16 protein-coding genes are annotated in these 20,740 nt (G+C 72.2%); 10 read left to right on the top strand and 6 right to left on the bottom strand.

Annotated features, from left to right (window positions below):
* Window positions 1-6: 6 nt before the first annotated feature.
* From IG08_RS0146140 to IG08_RS0146115, 6 genes are all read left to right on the top strand, one after another.
* Complete coding sequence (locus IG08_RS0146140; protein ID WP_030618413.1) at window positions 7-1,581, top strand: ABC transporter substrate-binding protein; 1,575 nt, start codon at window positions 7-9, stop codon at window positions 1,579-1,581.
* Between the two features lie 2 nt (window positions 1,582-1,583).
* Window positions 1,584-2,537, top strand: coding sequence for an ABC transporter permease (locus tag IG08_RS0146135; protein ID WP_030618411.1), 954 nt, complete (start codon window positions 1,584-1,586; stop codon window positions 2,535-2,537).
* A complete protein-coding gene (locus IG08_RS0146130; RefSeq protein WP_030618408.1) occupies window positions 2,534-3,349 on the top strand; it encodes an ABC transporter permease in 816 nt (271 codons plus the stop codon). Before IG08_RS0146135 ends, IG08_RS0146130 begins: the two co-directional genes overlap by 4 nt.
* Window positions 3,346-4,833 (top strand): ABC transporter ATP-binding protein, encoded by a 1,488-nt coding sequence (locus IG08_RS0146125; protein WP_043456866.1) that lies wholly within the window; start codon window positions 3,346-3,348, stop codon window positions 4,831-4,833. Before IG08_RS0146130 ends, IG08_RS0146125 begins: the two co-directional genes overlap by 4 nt.
* A gap of 132 nt (window positions 4,834-4,965) precedes the next feature.
* Window positions 4,966-5,910, top strand: a complete 945-nt coding sequence (locus IG08_RS0146120; protein ID WP_030618399.1) for a Dyp-type peroxidase — start codon at window positions 4,966-4,968, stop codon at window positions 5,908-5,910.
* Between the two features lie 14 nt (window positions 5,911-5,924).
* Window positions 5,925-6,962, top strand: coding sequence for an ABC transporter substrate-binding protein (locus tag IG08_RS0146115; RefSeq protein WP_030618396.1), 1,038 nt, complete (start codon window positions 5,925-5,927; stop codon window positions 6,960-6,962).
* 7 nt (window positions 6,963-6,969) lie between these two features.
* Here the strand turns inward: IG08_RS0146115 and IG08_RS0146110 are convergent, their stop codons facing one another.
* The 3 genes from IG08_RS0146110 to IG08_RS0146100 form a co-directional block, all read right to left on the bottom strand.
* Window positions 6,970-9,189 (bottom strand): MMPL family transporter, encoded by a 2,220-nt coding sequence (locus IG08_RS0146110; RefSeq protein ID WP_030618392.1) that lies wholly within the window; start codon window positions 9,187-9,189, stop codon window positions 6,970-6,972.
* A 95-nt stretch (window positions 9,190-9,284) separates the two neighbouring features.
* Complete coding sequence (locus IG08_RS0146105) at window positions 9,285-10,718, bottom strand: sensor histidine kinase (RefSeq protein WP_030618389.1); 1,434 nt, start codon at window positions 10,716-10,718, stop codon at window positions 9,285-9,287.
* A complete protein-coding gene (locus IG08_RS0146100) occupies window positions 10,715-11,482 on the bottom strand; it encodes a response regulator transcription factor (protein WP_052425178.1) in 768 nt (255 codons plus the stop codon). Before IG08_RS0146100 ends, IG08_RS0146105 begins: the two co-directional genes overlap by 4 nt.
* 90 nt (window positions 11,483-11,572) lie before the next feature.
* On the opposite strand from IG08_RS0146100, the gene IG08_RS0146095 reads away from it, so the two are divergent.
* Genes IG08_RS0146095 through IG08_RS0146080 form a run of 4 tightly spaced genes read left to right on the top strand, consistent with a single transcriptional unit; the run spans window position 11,573 to window position 17,519 of the window.
* Window positions 11,573-12,913: a ferredoxin reductase family protein gene (locus tag IG08_RS0146095; RefSeq protein WP_030618383.1), complete on the top strand. Its 1,341-nt coding sequence runs from the start codon at window positions 11,573-11,575 to the stop codon at window positions 12,911-12,913.
* 10 nt (window positions 12,914-12,923) lie between these two features.
* Complete coding sequence (locus tag IG08_RS0146090; protein ID WP_030618380.1) at window positions 12,924-13,646, top strand: FMN-binding protein; 723 nt, start codon at window positions 12,924-12,926, stop codon at window positions 13,644-13,646.
* 9 nt (window positions 13,647-13,655) lie between these two features.
* The gene (locus tag IG08_RS0146085; protein ID WP_030618377.1) at window positions 13,656-14,393 is read left to right on the top strand and encodes an FAD:protein FMN transferase; all 738 of its coding nucleotides are present in this window, start codon (window positions 13,656-13,658) and stop codon (window positions 14,391-14,393) included.
* Between the two features lie 21 nt (window positions 14,394-14,414).
* A complete protein-coding gene (locus tag IG08_RS0146080) occupies window positions 14,415-17,519 on the top strand; it encodes an ATP-binding protein (RefSeq protein WP_030618374.1) in 3,105 nt (1,034 codons plus the stop codon).
* Here IG08_RS0146080 and IG08_RS0146075 read toward each other — a convergent pair.
* From IG08_RS0146075 to IG08_RS0146065, 3 genes are read right to left on the bottom strand one after another with little or no spacing between them, the layout of a single operon-like run.
* Window positions 17,509-18,729: a cytochrome P450 gene (locus IG08_RS0146075; protein WP_030618365.1), complete on the bottom strand. Its 1,221-nt coding sequence runs from the start codon at window positions 18,727-18,729 to the stop codon at window positions 17,509-17,511. The two genes, IG08_RS0146080 and IG08_RS0146075, sit on opposite strands and share 11 nt — an antisense overlap.
* 27 nt (window positions 18,730-18,756) lie before the next feature.
* Window positions 18,757-19,545, bottom strand: coding sequence for an ABC transporter permease (locus tag IG08_RS0146070; protein WP_030618362.1), 789 nt, complete (start codon window positions 19,543-19,545; stop codon window positions 18,757-18,759).
* Window positions 19,542-20,516 (bottom strand): daunorubicin resistance protein DrrA family ABC transporter ATP-binding protein, encoded by a 975-nt coding sequence (locus IG08_RS0146065; RefSeq protein WP_030618359.1) that lies wholly within the window; start codon window positions 20,514-20,516, stop codon window positions 19,542-19,544. Before IG08_RS0146065 ends, IG08_RS0146070 begins: the two co-directional genes overlap by 4 nt.
* Window positions 20,517-20,740: the final 224 nt, after the last annotated feature.

Here is a 20,740-nt window from a genome sequence, read left to right as displayed (position 1 = left end):
CCAGTCATGTACGACGAACGTTTTCCCGGCCTGCGCCGCCGCGGCTTCCTCGCCGCCACCACCGGTGCGGCCGCCCTCGCCCTCGTCGGCTGCGGAGGCGGCACGGACGACAAGGCGGACAGCGGCAGCGGAGGCACGCCGAAGCGTGGTGGTCGCCTGCGCGCCGCCTTCGCCGGAGGCGGCGCGAGCGAGACCCTCGACCCGCACCTGGCCAACCTGTTCGCCGACGTCGCCCGCGCCAAGGCCCTCTACGACAAGCTCGCCGACTACGGCGCCGACCTGTCCGCCGAGCCCCGCCTCGCCACCCAGTGGGAGTCCAACAAGACCCTGGACCGCTGGCAGGTCACCCTGCGCGAGGCGACCTTCCACGACGGCAGCCCGGTCACCGCCAAGGACGTCCTCTACAGTTACCGCCGCATCGTCGACCCCGAGCAGACGTTCCGTGCGAAGGCGTCTTTGGAACCCCTCGACCTCGACGCCAGCCGCGCCACGGGGGAGCGGTCGATCGAGTTCGTGCTCAAGCGGCCCACCGCTGAATTCCCCAACATCCTGGCCGCGTTCGGCGCGTACATCGTCCCCGAGAACGCCACGGGTACCGACTTCGGCAGGAAGCCCATCGGCTCCGGCCCCTTCCGCTTCGTCTCCTTCGCCCCCGGCCGCTCCGCCGTCTTCCACCGCTATGACGACTACTGGGAGGGCGCCCCGCACCTCGACGAGCTCGAATTCGTCGTCGCCAACGAGGAGTCGGCCCGCGTCAACGCCCTCCTCGGCGGTCAGGTCGAGTACGCCCACGAACTCAACCCCACCACCGCCCGTGCCCACGAGGGCAAGGGCCAGATCGAGATCGTGCGGCTCCGCAACAGCGCGATGCAGGCGTTCTGCATGAAGACCGACCGGGCCCCCTTCGACGACAAGCGGGTGCGCGAGGCGTTCTTCCTGATCGCTGATCGGAAGGAGCTCGTCGACGGGGCGTTGTCCGGGGCGGGCGTGGTCGGCAACGACCTGTTCGGGAAGGGCTACGAGTACTACGCCGACGGCCTCCCGCAGCGCGAGCAGGACCTCGACCGGGCCCGCGCCCTGCTCAAGCAGGCCGGTGCCGAGAAGCTGAAGGTCACCCTGGACACCTCGGCCGTCGCCGCCGGGTTCACCGAGGCCGCCGGCATCTTCCGCGACCAGGCCGCGAAGGCGGGCGTCACGATCGACGTGAAGATGGGCAGCAAGGACTCCTACTGGAGCGACATCCTCGACAACGGCACCCTGTGCTGTTACCGCTCCGGCGCGATGCCCATCGAGGCGCACATCTCCCAGCGGCTGCTGACCGACTCCACCACCAACGCCACCAAGTGGCGGCACAAGGACTTCGACGCACTCTACGAGCAGGCGCAGTCCACCCGGGACAGGACCGAACGGGCCGCCGTCTACGAGCGCATGCAGCGCCGTCTGTACACCGAGGGCGGCTTCCTCATCTGGGGGTTCGCCGACTGGATCATCGGAACGGCCCGCACGGTGAAGGGAGTTGAGACGAAGGCGCCCGCCAACACGCTCGACTGGGCCCGTTTCGACAAGGTGTGGCTCGCGTGACAGTGGGTGGTCTCCGCTCCTTCGTCGCCCGGCGGCTGCTCCTCGGCGCCGCGCAGACCGTGGCCGTCGTGCTGCTGGTCTTCGCGCTCACCGAGGCGCTGCCGGGCGACGCGGCGGTCGCCCTCGCCGGCGACCAGCCCGACCCCGCACGCATCGCCGCGATCCGCGAGGCCATGCACCTCGACCGGCCGTGGTACGAGCGGCTGGGGGACTGGGCGGCGGGTCTGCCGCAGGGCGACTTCGGTACGTCCCTGACCTCGGGGCGGCCGGTCGGCCAGTACATCGCCGACGGCTTCGGTCCGACCCTGCTGCTGGCCGCGCTCACCCTCGCGCTGCTCGTCCCGGCCGGCTTCGGCCTCGGCGTGCTCGCCGCCCGCCACGAGGGACGGCTCGTCGACCGGCTGGTCAGCTCCGTGACCCTCGCGGTGTACGCGGTCCCCGAGTTCGCCCTCGGGGTGCTCCTGGTGACCGTCCTCGCCTTGAAGCTGGCCTGGCTGCCACCGACGGCGGTCGGCTACGGCACCGATCTGCTGGCCCACCCGGCGGCGCTCGTCCTCCCGGTGCTGGTCCTCCTCTCCCGCCCGGTGTGCTCCCTGTCCCGTCTGGTGCGCGCCGGCATGGTCGACGCCCTCGCCTCGCCGTACGCGGCCCACGCCCGCCGCTACGGCGTCCCCGGCGCCCGCGTCCGCTACACCCATGCCCTGCCGAACGCCCTCGCCCCGGCCGCCCAGCAACTCGCCCGCACCGTCGACTGGTTGCTGTGCGGCGTCATCGTGGTCGAGGCGCTCTTCGTGATCCCGGGGCTGGGCACGGTCCTGCTCAACGCCGTGGCCGAACGTGACGTACCGGTGGTGCAGGGGCTGGCGGTGGTGTTCGGGGTGCTGACGGTCGTGCTCAATCTCGGCGCGGATGTGGTGGCTCACCGGCTGACACCGAGGGCGGCGGTGGCGGCGTGACCGACACCAAGTCCCTACGGCGGCACACCGGCCGTCTCTCCCTCGGCCTCGCGATCGTCGCCGTCCCCCTCCTCCTCGCCCTGCTCGGCCCCCTGTTCGCCGGTGACCCCGGCCCCCGCGCCGTCTCCTTCACTCTCGGCGGCGGGCACTGGCTCGGCACCGACTTCGTGGGCCGGGACGTATGGGGCCAGGTGCTGCTCGGTGGCCGTACGGTCGTGCTGACCGCGCTCGCCGCGACCGCGCTGGCCTACCTCGTCGCCCTGCCGGTCGGCCTCGTCAGCGCGCTCACGCACCTGCGCCGGCTGGAGGACGTGCTGATGCGGCCGCTCGACGTGCTGCTCGCCGTCCCGTCGCTGCTGCTGATCCTGCTCGTGGCGTCCGTGTTCTCCCCGGGCGCCGCCGGGCTCGCGCTGCTCGTCGCGCTGGTGAACGTGCCCGACGCGGCACGGATCGTACGGGCCGCGGCGGGCGAGGTCGCCGCCCGGCCCGCGGTCGAGGCGCTGCGCATGCAGGGGGAGACGTGGTGGCGGATCGCCGTCGGCCACGTCGGCCGGTCGATCCTGCGCACCCTGGCCGCCGACGCCGGGATCCGGCTGACCGGCGTGCTGTACCTGGTGTCGACGGCCGCCTTCCTCGGCGTCGGGGTCGCGCCGGACGCCTCCGACTGGGCGGTCATGGTCGACCGCAACCGCACCGGCCTGTTCGTGCAGCCCTGGGCCGTGGTGGTGCCCGCCCTGCTGATCGTGGCGCTGACGACGGGCACCAACCTGCTCTTCGACGCCGTACTGGAAAAGAAAGGGCGCCGCCCGTGAGCCACGCAGACACCGTCGCCGAGATCCGCGACCTGCGCGTCGAGATCGACGGCCGCGCGATCGTCGACGGCGTCGACCTGCAGGTCCTGCCCGGCAAGGTGACCGCCCTGGTCGGCGCCTCCGGCAGCGGCAAGACCACGACGGGCCTCGCGCTGCTCGGGGAGTACCCGCCCGGCGCCCGCGTCACGGGCGACGTACGCCTGACCGAGGGCGGCCTGGTGGGCTACGTGCCCCAGCATCCCGCCGCCGTCCTCAACCCGGCCCGTCGAGTCGGCGCCCTCCTCCACGACATCGCCCGCCCCCAGGCCCGCCACCTGCCTCGCACCGAACGCCGCACGGCGGCCCGCGCACGCGTCCTCCAGGCCATGTTGGACGCCCAACTCCCCGACGCCGAAGCCCTTTTGCGCCGCCACCCCCACCAACTCTCCGGCGGCCAGCAGCAACGCGTCGTCCTCGCCCAGGCCCTTCTTCTCGGCGCCCGGGTGATCGTCGCCGACGAACCCACCACCGGGCAGGACGCGTTGACCAAGAGCCGGATCGTCGACCAGCTGGCGGCGGTCGCGGCACGCGGTATCGCGGTCGTCCTGCTCAGCCACGACCTCGACGTCGTCCAGGCCCTCGCCGACGAGGTGCTGGTCATGCGCGCGGGCCGGGTCGTGGAGTCGGGGCCGGTGGAGCGGCTGTGGCTGTCCCCCCGGCACGAGTGGACCCGCCGGCTGCTCGAAGCGCACGACGCCGCCCCGCGGGAGGAGGCGAGCGCCGGTCAACCCGTCCTGGAAGTACGGAACATGACCGCCGTACACGACCGGACCACCGTACTGCGCGCCCCGCACCTCACCCTGAACTCCGGTGAATGCCTGGCCGTCGTCGGCCGCTCGGGCAGTGGCAAGACCACGCTGGCCCGCTGTCTTGCGGGGCTCCACCGCGACCACGACGGCGAGGTCCTGCTCGACGGCACGGCCCTGCCGCACAGCCTGCGCCACCGCAGCCGCGCCCAACTCGCCGCCGTGCAGTACGTGTTCCAGGACGCCCGGGCCGCCTTCGACGAGCACCGGCCCGTCGTCGCCCAGGTCGCCCGCACGGCCGTCCGGCTGCGCGGCGCCGCCGAACAGGCCGCCACGGACGAGGCGTTGACCACCCTGGCCCGCCTGGGTCTCACGGACGACATGGCCCACCGCCGCCCCGCCGAACTCTCCGGCGGCGAACTCCAGCGCGCCGCCCTCGCCCGCGCCCTGCTCGCCCACCCCCGCGTGCTGATCTGCGACGAGATCACCTCCGGCCTCGACACGGTCACCCGGCGCGGCATCCTCGACCTCCTGGCGGGCCTGGTCCGCGACCGGGGCGGCCTGTCGCTCGTCCTCATCACGCACGACCAGGAGACCGCGCGACTCGCCCACCGCGTAGTCGTGGTGGACGCGGGCGAACTCGTCGAGCAGGGGTCCGCCCGATGGGTTCTCGAGGCGGGAACCGGTCTGCGGACCTGACCGACAAGTGCCGTACTCCCGCACGGAACCCAAGAGTTCGCCGCAATCGGTATCGGAGCCGTTTCCGCCGGGCATCGTGTCGTGGGCGTCCTGACCGCCCGCCGGAGATGTTGCTTCGAGGAGAGGGGCGCCGTGGTGTCGTCGGTATCCAGGTCCGTGCCGAAGACCGATTCGCTTCCGCAGCCGGTCCTGAGTCCGCCGTCGTCCGTCGCGGTGTTCCTGGTCGTCACGGTCGAACCGGGCGGCGAGCCCGCCGTACGCGAGCTGCTGTCCGCTCTCGCGGGACTGGTGCGGGCCGTCGGCTTCCCCAGCCCCGACGGCGGTCTCAACTGCGTGGCCGGAGTGGGGTCGGAGGCGTGGGACCGGCTGTTCGGCCTGCCGCGCCCCGCCGCACTGCACCCCTTCCGGGAACTGGCGGGGGACCGGCACCACGCCGTGTCCACGCCCGGCGACCTGCTCTTCCACATCCGGGCCGCCCGCACCGACCTGTGCTTCGCCCTCGCCACCGAGGTGCTGCGCCGGCTGCGCGGCGCGGTGACCGTCCAGGACGAGGTCCAGGCCTTCTCCTACTTCGACTCGCGCAACCTCCTCGGCTTCGTCGACGGCACCGAGAACCCGGTCGGCCCGGCAGCCGCCGAGGCGGCGGTGGTGGGGGAGGAGGACCCCGGGTTCGGCGGCGGCTCGTACGCCATCGTCCAGAAGTACGTCCACGACGTGGACGCCTGGGATGCCCTCGCCGTGGAGGCCCAGGAGAAGGTGATCGGCCGCACCAAGCTGACCAACATCGAGCTGGACGTGCCCGGTTCGCACGTCGACGTGAACACCGTGACCGGCCCGGACGGCGAGGAGCTGGAGATCCTGCGCGGCGCGATGCCCTTCGGACGCCCCGGACACGGCGAGTTCGGAACGTACTTCGTCTGCTACGCGCGTACACCCGAGGTGCCCGAGACCATGCTGCGCAAGATGTTCCTCGGCACCGGGTCGGGTGGCCCCGACCCCCTCCTCGACTACTCGCGGGCGGTCACCGGAACCCTGTTCTTCGCGCCCCCGGCCGACTTCCTGCAGAGTATTGGTTAGGTTAGCCTGCCCTTATGTCTGTGCAGGTTTCCGCCCGCCCTTCCGGACCCTCCCGCCGACGCCTGCTCGCGGCGGGCGGCGCCCTCGCCCTCGGCCCGCTGCTGGCCGCGTGCTCCGACGACTCGGGCGGGAAGGACGCTCCCTCGCAGGCCGGTTCGGGTGCCTGGTCGTTCAAGGACGACCGCGGCCGTACGGTCAGGACGGACCGCAGGCCCGAGCGGCTCGTCGCGTTCGTCAGTACCGCCGCCGCCCTGTTCGACTACGGCATCGAGTGCACCGGAGTCTTCGGCCCCAGCAAGCCCATCGACGGCAAACCCAACCCGCAGGCCGGTGCCATGGACGTGTCGAAGCTGACCAGCCTCGGCACCGAATGGGGCCAGTTCAACATCGAGAAGTACGCGACGCTCGAGCCCGACCTCCTGATCAGCAACATGTTCCCCGCGCCCGACCTCTGGTACGTCCCCGAGGGGAGCGTGAAGAAGATCGAGGCCCTCGCCCCCACGCTCGGCATCAGCGTCGCCCGCACCTCCCTCCTCAAGCCGCTCGGGCGCACCGCCGCACTCGCCGAGTCGCTCGGCGCCGACCTGAGGACGCGTCAGGTCACCGACGCCAGGGCCCGTTTCGACAAGGCCGTCGAGACCCTGCGTGGAGCCGCCCGGGCCAACCGGGGCCTGAAGGTGATGGCCATGTCCGGCGACGCGGAGAACATGTACGTCGCCGTCCCCGACTCCTACTGCGACCTCGCCTACTTCAAGGACCTCGGGGTCGAGTTCGTCGAAGGGAAGAAGAGCGACGAGTGGGGCTTCTGGGAGTTCCTCGGCTGGGAGAACGCCGACAAGTACCACGCCGACCTCATCATGATCGACAACCGCTCCAACGCCATGACCCCGGCCCAGCTCGCCGAGAAGTCGACCTGGCGCCAACTGCCCGCCGTCAAGGCCGGGCAGACGGTGCCGTGGTCCATGGAGGAGCGCTACAGCTACGCCGGGTACGCGCCGGTCGTCGAGCAACTCGCGGCGGCCGTAGGGAAGTCGGAGAAGCTCTCCTCCTGAGAGGTCGTCAGACGGGGGCCTTCTCCTGGTCGGTCGGGTCGGTGGTGCTGTCGGGGGCCGGCGTGGGGGTGTGCTGCCGGCTGAGGGCCTCGCCCTCGATGTCGAGGTGCGGCAGGATGCGGTCCAGCCAGCCCGGCAGCCAGGCCACCTTGTCGCCGAGCAGGGCGAGGACGCCCGGGACGAAGGCCATGCGGACCACGAACGCGTCGAACAGGACGGCGATCGCGAGGCCGAAACCGATCATCTTGATCATGGATTCGTCGGCGGTGACGAAGCCCGCGAACACGGCGACCATGATGAGCGCGGCCGCGGCCACCACCCGGGCGCTGTAACGGAACCCGGTGGTGATCGCCTCGCCGGCCCCCTCCCCGTGGACGTACGCCTCGCGGATCCGGGACACCAGGAAGACCTCGTAGTCCATGGCGAGACCGAAGACGATGCCCACCAGGAAGATCGGCATCATGCTCATGATCGGCCCGGTGGACTCGACCCCGATGAGGCTCGCGCCCCAGCCCCACTGGAAGACCGCGACCACGCAGCCCAGGGCGGCGAGCACCGAGAGCAGGAAGCCCAGGGCCGCCTTGAGCGGGATGAAGATCGACCGGAAGACCATCAGCAGCAGTACGACGGCCAGGCCGACCACGACGATCAGGTACGGGATCAGGGCCCGCTGGACCTTCTGGGCGACGTCGATGTTCAGCGCGGTGGAGCCGGTGACCTCGAAGGTCGCCCCGGTGCCCGCCACGGTCGCGGCGCGTTCGTCGCGGATCGTGTGGACGAGGTCCTCGGTCTTCTTGTCGGTCGGCGCGTCGGCCGGCACGGCGGAGAAGACCGCGGTGTCGCCGGCGGCGTTGAAGCGGGGTGCACTGACCGAGACGACTCCCGGTGTGGCGCCGATCCTCTTCTCGATCGCCGCGACGGCGGCCTTCGGGTCGTCGGCGTCCTGCGCGTCGACGACGATGGTCAGCGGGCCGTTGAAGCCGGGCCCGAAGCCCTGGGCGAGGTCGTCGTAGGCACGGCGCTCGGTGCTGGAGGTGGGCTTGGCCTCGTCGCCGGGCATGCCCAGCTGGAGGCTGAGCACGGGGATGGCGAGCACGATCAGGGCGCACATCGCGGTGAACCGCACGGGGAAGGGGTGGCGCTGCACGAACTCCGCCCAGCGGCTGCCCCGGTTGCCCAGCACGCCCTGCACCCGCCGCCCGGTCAGGCGGTAGCGGCGGGACAGGACGGCGCGTGGCCAGAAACCGATCAGGGCCGGGACCATCGTCAGACACACGAGGACGGCGACGACGACCGCGCCCGCCGCGGCCAGGCCCATCTTGGTGAGCATCGGGATGCCGACCACCGAGAGGCCCGCGAGCGCGATGACCACGGTGAGCCCCGCGAAGATCACCGCCGAGCCCGCCGTGCCGACGGCCAGTCCGGCCGCCACCTCCTCGCTGTGCCCGTTGGCCCGCTCCTCGCGGTAGCGGGAGACCACGAACAGGGCGTAGTCGATACCGCAGGCCAGCCCCAGCATCGTGGCCAGCGTGCCGGTCGTCGAGGACAGCCCGAACGGATCGGACAGGACGGTGATCGCGGTCATGCTGACGCCGACGCCGAGCACCGCCGTCAGCAGCGGCAGCCCGGAGGCGGCCAGCGAACCGAAGGTGACCAGCAGCACCACAGCCGCGACCAGGATGCCGATCACCTCGCCGGCGCCGCCCGCCCCGGGCGTGGTCGCCAGCGCGGTGCCGCCCATCTCGACGGTCAGCCCCGCCTTCTGGGCCGACTCGGCGGCGCCGCTCAGGGTGTTCTTGGCGGCGTCGGTGAGGTCGTCGGCGGCCACCGTGTAGGTGACGGTCGCGTACGCCGTCGAGCCGTCCTTGCTCACCGCCTGCGCCTGGAACGGCCCCACGGCGGAGGCGACCTGCTGCCCACCGGCCGCACGTTCCACCGCCGTGTCGATGGCCGCACGATTGGCGGGCGAGGTGACCTTCTGCCCGGCCGGGGCGACGAACACCATCCGGGCGGTCGCGCCGTCGGCCTGGGCTCCCGGGAACCGTTGCTCCATCAGGTCGAACGCGTGCTGCGCCTCGATGCCCGGCGCGGAGAACGTGCTGTTGGGCGCCTCGGGGGCCTTGGCGGAGCCGAACCCGAGCGCGGCGAGGACCGCGACCCACAGCAGTGCGACGTACCAACGTCGACGGAAGGACAGACAGCCCAGTCGGTAGAGGAAGGTGGCCACAGGCAGGGTCTCCGCTCTGATCTCAGACGCCCCGAGCCATCCCAGAATGGAACCGATCACCGCCATCCGCCTGTTGAGCGGCCGTCCGTCGCTGCCTACGTGAGACTCAGCGGCAGAGACACCGTGAACACCGTCGCCCCGGGCTCGCCGCTCAGCTCGATCGTCCCGCCGTGCGCCCGCACGAGGGAGCTCGCCACCGCGAGGCCGAGGCCGCTGCCGCCGCGGTCGCGGCTGCGGGCCTTGTCGACGCGGTAGAAGCGGTCGAAGACGCGCTCGCGGTCGGCGGGCGGTATGCCGGGGCCGGCGTCCGCGACCCGCACCTGGGCGTGGCCGTCCCGGACGCCGACCGTGACGGCCACCTCCGTGCCCGGCGGGGTGTGCACGGCGGCGTTGGTGAGGAGGTTGTCCAGGACCTGGCGGATGCGCTGCGGATCCAGCCGGAGCCGCAGCGCCTGGGGACCTTCCGTCACCTTCAGCGGATGGTCCGGGTGGCTCGCCCGGAACGCGTCGGCCGCATGCTCCACCAGCTCCACGAGATCCGCCTCCGCCGGCCGCAGCGGGGTCTCCACCTCGGCCGCGTCCAGCCGGGCGAGCAGCAGCAGGTCGTCCAGGAGGAAGCCCATCCGGGCCGCCTCGGCACGCAGCCGGGCCAGGTGCTTGTCGCGCTCCTCGGGGGCGTTGGCAGCGGCGTACTGGAAGAGGTCCGCGTAGCCCCGTACGGACATCAAAGGCGTGCGCAGCTCGTGCGAGGCGTCCGCGACGAACCGGCGCAGCCGCTGCTCGGCCTCCGCGCGCACCGCGAGGGAGTCGTCGATGTGCTCCAGCATCGTGTTGAAGGCGGTGCGCAGTTCCTCGACCTCCGGGCCGCCGCCCCGCTTGTCGGCGCGCAGCGGCAGCCGGGCCGCGGACTCGGTGAGGTTGTGCGAGGCGATGCCGTGCGCGGTGTGCGCCATGTCGCTGAGCGGCTTGAGGCCCCGCCGCAGCATCTTCCGGCCGAACCCCACGAGCGCCAGCAGCGCGACGCCGAACGCGACGACCTGCACCGTGATCAGCTGCCGCATCGTGTCGTCGATGTCCTCCGTGGGCGCGGCGCTCACCAGGACCACGCCGGGCTCGACCTCGCAGGCCCGCAGCAGATAGGTCCCCTTGTCGTCGATCTGCGCGGTGCGCGTGATCTCGGTGTCCGAGTTCGCCATCCTCCCGGCGAGCGCGGTGAACGAACCGGTGTCCGACGGGACGTCGGAGGGCTTGCGCAGCACGGCCGAGCCGCTCGACACGTCGTACACCGCCGTGTACCAGCCCCAGTACGGCTTCTGCTCGACGACGCCGTGCGCCGCGGCGTCCTTGGACTGAACCGTCTGGACCAGCTTGATCTGGTCGCTCAGCTGGCGCTCCAGGTAGTCCCGCATGTACGTCGTCAGCGCCGCCCCGACCACCGCGAACACGATCAGCGACAGCACCCCGAGGCCCAGCGCCAGCCGGGTGCCCAGGCGCAGGCGGCGGTACGTCTCGCTGAAGCGCCGGATCACTCCGCCGCCTGCCGGATCACGTACCCGAAGCCCCGCACGGTGTGGATCAGCGGCACCCTGCCGTCGTCGGGCTCGTCGAGCTCGTCGAGCTTGCGGCGCAGCCTGCTGACGACCAGCTCGACGACGTTGGAGCGGCCGCCGAAGCCGTACTCCCAGACATGGTCGAGGATCTGGGCCTTGGTCAGCACGGTCGGGGACTTGCGCATCAGGTAGCGGAGCACCTCGTACTCGGTGGGCGTGAGCGTGAGCAGTTTCTCCCCGCGCCGCACCTCACGGGTGTCCTCGTCCATCGTGAGATCCGCCACCCGCAGCACGGAGCGCTGGAACCCGGGCCCGGCGCTGCGCCGCAGCACGGTCCGCAGCCGGGCCATCAGCTCCTCCACCGCGAACGGCTTCACCAGGTAGTCGTCGCCGCCCCGGGTCAGCCCCGCCACCCGGTCGGCGACCGCGTCACGCGCCGTGAGGAACACCACCGGCACCATCGTCCCGGTATGACGCATTCTGTCCAGGACGCCGAAGCCGTCGATGTCCGGCAGCATCAGGTCGAGCACCACGATGTCCGGATGGAACTCGGCGGCCAGCCGCAACGCCTCCTCGCCGGAGTTCGCGGTGACCGCGTCCCAGCCCTCGTAGCGCGCCACGGTCGCGACAAGATCGGCGATCGGCGGGTCGTCGTCCACGACGAGGAGTCGTACTTTTTCCACCTCCTCATAGTGCTTCACGCGGCCGCCGAAGCCAGAGCCGGTCCCCCTCCGGGGCCACATCGATAACCACTTGAAAGTTGCACGACAGTAAATCGACAGCTCCGACCGGGGAAGCTCGGTTACCCAGGACCCGATCAAGGAGCCAAGTCCGTGACGACCGTCCAATCGCCCCCTGCGCCCCCCACGGCGATAAAACGCCCCAGGGTGGTGGCCCGCACGGGCCTCTACGCCGTGCTGGCCGCCAACGCGGCCGTGGTCGCCTACTTCTTCGCCCAGGCCGGCTTCGCCTCGAACGCCCTCATCGTGATCGGCCGCCTCTTCGGCCTCTACGGCGCCCTCATCATGGCCTTCCAGCTGGTGCTGGTGGCCCGGCTGCCCTGGCTCGACCGCCGCATCGGCATGGACCGGCTGACCTCCTGGCACCGCTGGACCGGCTTCGGCCTCCTGTGGACGCTGCTCGGGCACGCCGTCTTCATCGCCTTCGGCTACGCCGACGGCACCGACGTCGGCCCGATCGGTACGGTCGTCGACCTCGCCGAGACCACCGAGGGCATCCTCCGCGCGATCGTCGCGTTCGGGATCATCCTCGCGGTCGGCGCCGTCTCGGCCCGCTACGCCCGGCGCCGTCTCGCGTACGAGACGTGGCACTTCATCCACCTGTACACGTACGTCGCCGTGGTGCTGGCCTTCACCCACCAGGTCGCCGTCGGCACGACCTTCGCCTCCTCGTCCGTCGCCACGGCGTACTGGTACGCGGTGTGGGGCGTCGCGCTCGGCTCGGTCGTCCTCGGCCGCCTCGTGCTCCCGCTGTGGCGGAACTGGCGCCACCAGTTCCGGGTCACCGCCGTCGTCCCGGAGAACGACAACGTCGTCTCGATCTACATCAGCGGCAAGGACCTCGACAAACTGCCCGCCCGCGCCGGCCAGTTCTTCCTCTGGCGCTTCCTCACCCGCGACCGCTGGTGGCAGGCCAACCCCTTCTCCCTCTCCGCCGCCCCCGACGGCCGCACCCTGCGCCTCACCGCCAAGGTCGCCGGCGACGGCACCGCGGCCCTGCGGCACCTCAAGGTCGGCACGCGCGTCTTCGCCGAGGGCCCCTACGGCGCCTTCACCGCGCTGCACCGCACCCGGCCGGAGGCCCTGCTCATCGCCGGCGGTGTCGGCGTCACCCCCATCCGGGCCCTGCTGGAGGAGCTGCACGGCCACGCCGTCGTCATCTACCGCGTGGCCACGGACCGGGACGCCGTCCTCTACGAGGAGCTGCGGGAGCTCGCCCACGCCAAGGGCGCCGAACTGCACCTGGTCACCGGCCCGCCCGTGCCCGACAAGCTGGCGGCCGGAGAGCTCGCCCGGCTGGTGCCGGACATCGCGAACAGGGACGTCTTCCTGTGCGGACCGCCGCCCATGATGAACGCCGTGCTGGGCAGCCTGCGCGAGCTGAACGTGCCCAAGGCGCAGACCCATTTCGAGCGCTTCAGCCTGGCGGGATGAGGAAGAGACGATGAAACGAGCCATACCTGTTGTCGTCCTGAGCATCGCCGGCCTCGTCCCCGTCTGGATGTACGAGCCCTCGGCCCTCACGTCGACCACCGAGAGCGCCGCGCCCGCCTCGACGCCCTCCGCGTCCGCCTCCTCGTCCTCCGGGTCCTCCTCCGGCTCCAACGTCGTCAAGGGGACGACGGTCAACACGGAGAAGGGCGCCGTGCAGGTCCAGGTGACCTTCTCGGGCGAGCAGATCACCGCGGTCAAGATGCTGCAGCAGCCGAACCACCCGCAGACCACTGCCGCGGTGCCGAAGCTGATCGCCGAGACCTTGGAGGCGCAGAGCGCGGACATCGACACGGTGTCCGGCGCGACGATCACCAGCGACGGCTACCGGGAGTCGCTGCAGGCCGCGATCGACGACAACGCGAAGACGGCGTCGGCCTCGCCCTCCCCGTCCGCCTCGGAGTCCTCCGCGTCCGCCTCCCAGACCGTCGACGGTTCGACGGTCAACACGGAGAAGGGCGCCGTGCAGGTCCAGGTGACCTTCGCGGGCGACAAGATCACGGCTGTGAACATGCTCCAGCAGCCGAACCACCCGCAGACGACCGCCGCGGTGCCGAAGCTGATCGCGGAGACGCTGGAGGCGCAGAGCGCGGACATCGACACGGTGTCCGGTGCGACCATCACCAGCGACGGCTACAAGGAGTCCCTCCAGGCCGCGATCGACGCGAAGGGCTGAGGATCGATCATGCTGCACCGCGTCGAACACGTCATGGGCTTCCCGGTCTCGCTCAGGGTCGACGACGAGGGCATCCCCGAGTCGGCCGCGGACGCGGTCTTCGCGTGGCTGCGCGAGGTCGACACCCGGTTCAGCCCCTTCAAGCCGGACAGCGAGGTGTCGCGGCTGGACCGGGGTGAGCTGTCGGACCTCAGCGAGGACCTCGCCGAGGTCCTCGACCTGTGCGAGCACTACCGGGTCGCCACGGGCGGCGCGTTCGACGTACGGATGCCCGGCCGCGCCCTCGACCCCTGTGCGGTGGTCAAGGGCTGGTCGGTGCAGCGGGCGGCCGAGCTGTTGACGGCGGCCGGCGCCCGGCGCTTCGTCCTCAACGCCGGCGGTGACGTGGTCGCCGCCGGCGGCCCCTGGCGCGTGGGCGTACGGCACCCCGAACACGCCGACCGGCTGTGCGCGGTGCTCGCGCTGACCGACGGGGCGGTCGCGACCTCCGCGCGCTACGAGCGCGGCGACCACATCATCGACGGCCGCACCGGACGCCCGGCGACCGGCCTGCTCAGCCTGACGGTCGTGGCCCCGACCCTCACCGAGGCGGACTCGGTCGCCACGGCGGCCTTCGCCATGGGGACGGAGGGCATCGACTGGGCCGCCTCGCTGCCGGGTTGCGAGGTGTTCGCGGTGGACGCGGAACGCCGGGTGCTGCGGACACCGGGGTTCCCGAGCGCCCAGGAACAGCCGACGGCGGCCTGACCGGCTGACTAACCTGGCGCGGTGACCATCGAGTTGACGCTGCTGACGTCCGTCTCCCACCGGGGACAGGAGATCACCGCGCCCCGGCTGCGCGGGCTGCTCGCGCTGCTGGCCGGGGAGTTGCGGGCGGGGTGCAGTGCGGGGTGGCTCGTGGACGGGCTGTGGCCGGACGAGCAGCCCGAGAACCCCACCAAGGCGTTGCAGATCCTCGTCTCGCGGGCCCGGCGGCAGCTGGGTGCCGAGGTCATCGAGAGCACGCCCGTCGGCTACCGGCTCACCCTGCGCGAGGACCAGGTAGACGCCGGTGCCGTGCTGTTGCATGTGGCAGCGAGCGCGGAGAAGACGCGGGCCCAGGACCACGCGGGGGCGCTCGCCGAGGCCGAGGCGGGCCTCGCGCTGTGGGACAGCGGGGATGCGGTCGGCGGTGGGGGAGCCCTCGGCGACCCCCTGGCAGCGCTGCGTGCCGAGCGGGCCGACGCCCACCACACCCTCGTACGGTCCCGTGCCCTCGCCCTGGCCCGCACCGGCCGCCGGGACGAGGCCGGCGCCCCGCTCGCCGAACTCGTGGCCGAGCACCCGCACGACGAGGAACTGCTCCTGGAGCTGATGCGCTGCCAGGCCGCCACCGCCGGCCCGGCCGCCGCCCTGGCCACCTACGACACCCACCGCCGCCGACTGCGCGACGAACTCGGCACCGACCCCGGGCCCGCCCTCCAGGAACTCCACCAGGAGCTGCTGCGCGGCGAGGCCCCGGTCGTCCGGCGCGGGGTGCCGCACGAACCCAACCCGCTGCTCGGCCGGGACGCCGACGTGGCCGCCGTGACCGGGCTGCTGCACAGCGCCCGCGTCACCTCCGTCGTCGGCCCCGGCGGCCTCGGCAAGACACGGCTCGCGAGCGCCGTCGCCCGGGACGCCGAGCAGCGGGTCGTGCACCTGGTGCCGCTCGCCGGTGTCCGGGAGGACGCCGACGTCGCCGCCGAGGTGGCCTCCGCGCTGGACGCCCCCGGCGCCGACCCGGTCGTCGGCATCATCGGTGTCCTCGGCTCGGGACCCGCGCTGCTCGTCCTGGACAACTGCGAACACGTGGTGCGCGGCGTCGCCGACCTCGTCCACGCCCTTGTGTCGAGGACCCGGGACCTGCGGGTCCTCACCACCAGCCGGGCACCCCTCGGACTCTCCTCCGAGACCGTCTACCCGCTGCCCGAGCTGGACCCCGCCACCACCGTCGAGCTGTTCGAGCAGCGCGCCCGCGCCGCCCGCCCGGACATCGACCTGCCCGCCGACCCCGTGGCCGCCCTCTGCCACCGCCTCGACGGGCTGCCGCTGGCCGTCGAACTCGCCGCCGCCCGGGTCCGGGTGATGTCGGTCGTGGAGATCGCCCGGCGTCTGGAGGACCGGTTCGCGCTGCTGCGTGGCGGCCCCCGCGACGCCCCGCAGCGCCACCGCACCCTGCACGCCGTCGTCGACTGGAGCTGGAACCTCCTCGACGAGCCCGCGCAGGCCGCCCTGGGCGCGCTGTCCGTCTTCCCGGCCGGGTTCACCGCGGAGGCGGCCGAGCAACTCGTCGGCGACGCCTGGGAGATCCTGGAGGACCTGGTCGACCAGTCCCTGCTGAAGGTCACCGACACGCCCTACGGTGCCCGCTTCCGCATGCTGGAGACGGTCCGCGAGTTCGCCGCCGCACACCGGGAGGAGGCGGTCACCGACCGATTCCTGCACTGGGCAAGGGAGTTCGGCGTCGCGCACCACGACGCCCCCTTCGGCACCGACCCGTTCGCCTCCTGGCAGCTGATCCGCGCCGAGCAGGACAACCTCGTCCAGGCGCTGCGGCTCGCGCTGGCCCGCGAGGACCTCGACACCGTCGCCACGGTCACCGCCACGCTCGGCGCTCTGTGGACCACGGAGACCAACTACCTGCGCGTGATCGCCCTCACCGAGGACACCGCCCGGCCGCTGTCCCACTACCGGCCCGCCCCGCGCTACGTCGAGCCGACCCGCACCGCCGCCGCCCTGCTGACCGCCAACCTGTTCCTGGGCGTCGGAGCGGGTGCCGTGCGCACACTGGTCACCCTGCGACGGCTGCCGCCCGCCGAGCCGGACACCATGATCCGGGCGGTGGCCGCGGTGCTGGGCGCGCTGCCGGAGGTGCTCGCGGACCACGACGCGCTCGCCGAACTGTGCGAGAGCGAGGCGCCGTTGCTCGCCGGTGTCGCCAACTGCGTCGCCGGCTACGTGTGGGAGAACGAACACCGGCCGGACCTCGCCCTCGCCGCGGCCCGCCGGATGGTCGAGGCACTCGGCGACCAGGGGATCCCGGTGCTGCGGATCTGGCCGGCCTCCCGGCTGGCCGAACTGTGCCTGTCGGCCGAGCGCGGTGCCGAGGCGTCGGTGCACATGCAGGCCGCGCTGAACGCCTTGGAAAGCCTCGGTGAGTGGAACGACACGATCGGCGTGCGCTGGGGCATGATGCTCGCCCACCTCCAGACCGGCGACCTGGACGCCGCCGAACACTGGCTGGAGGAGGCCCTGCGGCACCAACCGGAGGGCAGCGCCACCGACGCCGCCTTCACCCCCGACCTGGGCGCCCGCGCCGAGATGGCCCTCGCGCGCGGCGACGTCGAGACGGGCCTCGGCCTGTGGCGCCGCGCCCTGGAGCGACTGGAGCAGGGCTCGACCCCGGTCTTCGGCGACGATCTCCTCCTGGAGGGCTGGGTGCTGGAGCTGCAGTCGGTCGCCCTGACCGCGCACGCCCGGCACGGCCGCACCGACCTCGTCGCTCCCCTCGCCGCCGCGTCGCCCGGCCGCCTCGCCGCCCTGCTGACCCGCCCGACGACCGGCCCGCACCACGTGACCGTCGACTTCCCGGTGTGCGGTGCGCTGCTGCTCGCCCTGGGGACGGTCGCCCTGACCGACGGCGACGGCGCTCGCGGCGCCCGCCTCACCGCCCTCGCCGAACGCTTCCGTGCCCTGCGCAACTTCCAGCCGACCATGTCCTCGGCCCGCGCCCGCGAGGCCGCCGAGAACGCCGACAAGGCGGCCTACGAGGACGCGGTGTCCACGTACGCCGCCCTGGACCAGGGCGGGCTGAGGGAGGCGGCCCTCGGCCTGCTGCGGGTCACAGCGTGACGGGGAGGCTCAGCAGGTGGAAGCCGCCGCCGGGCCAGTGTCCGAACCGTACGTCGGCACGGTCCACGGCCAACTCGGGCGCCGCCGGCCGCCGTACGAGAAGCTCCTCGAGGACGACCCCCGTCACCAGTCGGCCGAGCGCCGCGCCGATGCAGTAGTGCGGGCCGTGCCCGAAGGCCAGGTGACTGTCGGTGCGACCGAACTCCCTTGTCACGTCGAGGCGTTCGGGGGTGTCGTACGCGGCCGGGTCGTGGTCGGCGGCGAACAGGGCGACCGTCACCGCCTCGCCCTTCTTCAGCCGTGTGCCGGCGAACGCGAAGTCCTCGGTGGCGTACAGCGTGGCACCGACGCGCACCAGCGTGACGTACCGCAGGAGTTCGGGGACCGCCCGGCCGAGCAGCTCCGGCTCGGTGCGCAGCAGCTCCAGCTGGTCCGGGTGGTCCAGCAGGGCGAGGACCGCGTGGGCGAGGAACAGGGCGGGCGGGGTGATGCCGGTGTTGATCAGCAGGAAGAAGACGGTGACGATCTCGTCGTCGGTCGTGCCGCCGTCCGCCAGCAGCGCCGACACCAGGTCGTCGGCGGGCTCGGTACGGCGCCGGGCGACCAGATCCTTCGTGTACTCCACGACCCCGCCGAGCCCTGCGCGGAGGCGGCTGCCGTCGCCGTACACGAAGTCCCGGATCCAGCCGCAGACCCGATCCTGGTCGGCCGCGTCCACGCCGACGAGCGCGCAGATGACGGCCGTGCTCAGCGGGTAGGCGAACTCACCCAGTAGATCGGCCTGTTCTGCGCGGGCCAGGTCGGAGATCAGCTCTCCGGCCGTCTTCTCCACGAACGGCCGCAGCGCGGCCACTCGGCGGGCGGTGAAGGCGCGGGTGAGCGGGTTGCGGCGGCGGGTGTGCTCGTCACCGTCGAAGAGGGCCAGGTGCCCGGAGAAGTACTGCGCGTACTCCTCGGGGATGCCCTCCAGGCCCGAGGCCGGCAACTCGGCCTGCGGGTCCGGCATTTCGGAGTCCGTGATGGTCGTACGGTTCCGGGCGAGACGCGGTTCGGTGAGCGCGGCTCTCACGTCCTCGTGCCGGGTGACCAGCCGTACCGGGGTGTTCAGGCCGGGGAGGACGGCGTGGCCGAGACCGGGGCGGGTGCGGAGGCCGGCGTAGGCGCCCACGGGGTTCTCGACGAGCTCGGGGGTGAAGTGCACGGCGGTCATGACAACTGCCTTTCTCCGGTGGGGTGTTCAGCGGGCGTCGCGGTCGAACAGCCGGAGCGACCACACGAACCCGAGGGCCGCGATCCCCACGCTCCACGCCACCGCCATCCAGCCGTTGTGACCGATCCCTGTGCCGGTCAGCAGTCCGCGCAGGGTCTCGATGACCGTGGTGAAGGGCTGGTACTCGGCGAACCAGCGGATCCAGGACGGCATCGAGTCGACCGGCACGAAGGTGCTGCTGACGAAGGGCAGCAGGAACGAGAACGGCAGCGGGGCGTTGCTGGCGCCCTCGGGCGTCCTGCTGACCAGCCCCAGGCCGACCGAGAGCCAGGTCAGCGCGAAGACGAAGAGACCGAGCAGCCCGCCGGCCGCCAGCCACTCCACGGGGCTCGCGTCGGGGCGGAAGCCGATGGCCAGGGCGACGGCGGTCACCAGGACCAGGTTGATCACCGTCTGGATGACACTGCCGACCACGTGGCCGACCAGGATCGACGGCCGGGAGATCGCCATCGTGCGGAAGCGGGCGACGACGCCCTCGGCCATGTCCGTGCACACGGCGACCGCCGTCGGCACGGTCCCGGTGCCCGCGGTCATCAGCAGGATGCCGGGGACGACGTAGGCGAGATAGGCGGTGCGGTCGCCGCCGTGGCCGATTCCGGCGCCGAGCGCGGAGCCGAAGACGTACACGAACAGGAGCAGCAGGAAGACGGGGATGAGCGCGACCTGGAGCGTCATCGAGGGGTAGCGGCGGGCGTGCAGCAGATTGCGCCGCAGCATGGTGCGGGAGTCGCGCACGAGCGGGGCGGTGGTGCTCATCGGGTCTGCGTCTTCTCGTCGTCGGGGTGACCGGTGACCGCGAAGAAGACGTCGTCGAGGTCGGGGGTGTGGACGGTGAGGGAGTCCACGGCGACGTCGTTGCCGTCGAGGATGTCGAGCAGCGCGCGCAGGGTGTGCACGCTGCCGTCACCCGGGACCTGGAGGGTCAGCGCCTCGTCGTCCCGGATGCCGAGGCCCAACACGGCCTCCGCGCGGGCGAGTTCGGCGGGGTCGAGGAAGCGGAGCTGCACATGGCCGCCGGGGACCAGGCGCTTCAGCTCGTCCGCCGTGCCCTCGGCGACGATCCGGCCGCCGCTCAGCACCGCGATGCGGTCGGCGAGTTGGTCGGCCTCCTCCAGGTACTGCGTGGTGAGGAAGACGGTGACACCGCCGGCCACCAGATCGCGGATGATCTGCCACATGGTGTGGCGGGAGCGCGGGTCGAGACCGGTGGTCGGCTCGTCGAGGAAGATCACCTCGGGGGAGCCGACGAGCGTCATGGCGAGGTCGAGGCGCCGCCGCATACCGCCGGAGTAGGCGGAGGTGGGCTTCTTCGCCGCCTCGACGAGGTCGAAGCGCTCCAGGAGTTCGGCGGTGGCGCGTCGGCCCTCGTGGCGGTCCAGGTGGTGCAGGTCCGCCATCAGGGCCATGTTCTCCTCGCCGGTGATCAGGTTGTCCACGGCGGAGAACTGGCCCGTGACCCCGATCGCGGCGCGTACGGACTGGGGCGCGGTGCGGAGGTCGTGGCCGGCGACACGGGACTCGCCGCTGTCGGCGCCGATCAGTGTGGAGAGGATCTGGACCGTGGTCGTCTTGCCGGCCCCGTTCGGGCCGAGCAGAGCGAAGATCGTGCCGCGCGGCACGTGCAGGTCGATCCCGTCGAGGACGACCTTGTCGCCGTACGACTTACGCAGGGCGACCGCCTCGATGGCCGGCGGGGCCTGGTGTGCGTGCTGCCGTGGTGAGCTCATGCCGCAGAGCGTGCGTGGGGGCGGCATCAGCGCGGTTTCACCGTGGTTTCAGGGCACGCGAAGGGCGGGCCGCCGGCAGGGGAGTCCGGCGCCCCGCCCGGTCAGGGGGGTTGGTTGTCAGCGGTTGTCAGCTGGCGTCGGTGGTGTCGAGGCGGTAGAGGCCGGTGTAGTCGGTGACGGCGGTGCCGTTCTTCTTGACCCAGGTGGAGATTGCGGAGCTGGTG

This window comes from Streptomyces fulvoviolaceus, assembly GCF_000718165.1.
Taxonomy (GTDB): Bacteria; Actinomycetota; Actinomycetes; order Streptomycetales; family Streptomycetaceae; genus Streptomyces; species Streptomyces fulvoviolaceus.
Note: the sequence above shows the minus strand (reverse complement) of the source record. Positions and strands in the feature narration are given on the sequence as shown.

What these genes read in the sequence shown, in the direction of transcription:
- IG08_RS0146140 (WP_030618413.1), top strand. Translation starts at nt 7, where the DNA reads ATGTACGACGAACGTTTTCCCGGCCTGCGCCGCCGCGGCTTCCTCGCC.
- IG08_RS0146115 (WP_030618396.1), top strand. Translation starts at nt 5,925, where the DNA reads ATGTCTGTGCAGGTTTCCGCCCGCCCTTCCGGACCCTCCCGCCGACGC.
- IG08_RS0146100 (WP_052425178.1), bottom strand. Translation starts at nt 11,482, where the DNA reads ATGTGGCCCCGGAGGGGGACCGGCTCTGGCTTCGGCGGCCGCGTGAAG.
- IG08_RS0146090 (WP_030618380.1), top strand. Translation starts at nt 12,924, where the DNA reads ATGAAACGAGCCATACCTGTTGTCGTCCTGAGCATCGCCGGCCTCGTC.
- IG08_RS0146085 (WP_030618377.1), top strand. Translation starts at nt 13,656, where the DNA reads ATGCTGCACCGCGTCGAACACGTCATGGGCTTCCCGGTCTCGCTCAGG.
- IG08_RS0146075 (WP_030618365.1), bottom strand. Translation starts at nt 18,729, where the DNA reads ATGACCGCCGTGCACTTCACCCCCGAGCTCGTCGAGAACCCCGTGGGC.
- IG08_RS0146070 (WP_030618362.1), bottom strand. Translation starts at nt 19,545, where the DNA reads ATGAGCACCACCGCCCCGCTCGTGCGCGACTCCCGCACCATGCTGCGG.
- IG08_RS0146065 (WP_030618359.1), bottom strand. Translation starts at nt 20,516, where the DNA reads ATGAGCTCACCACGGCAGCACGCACACCAGGCCCCGCCGGCCATCGAG.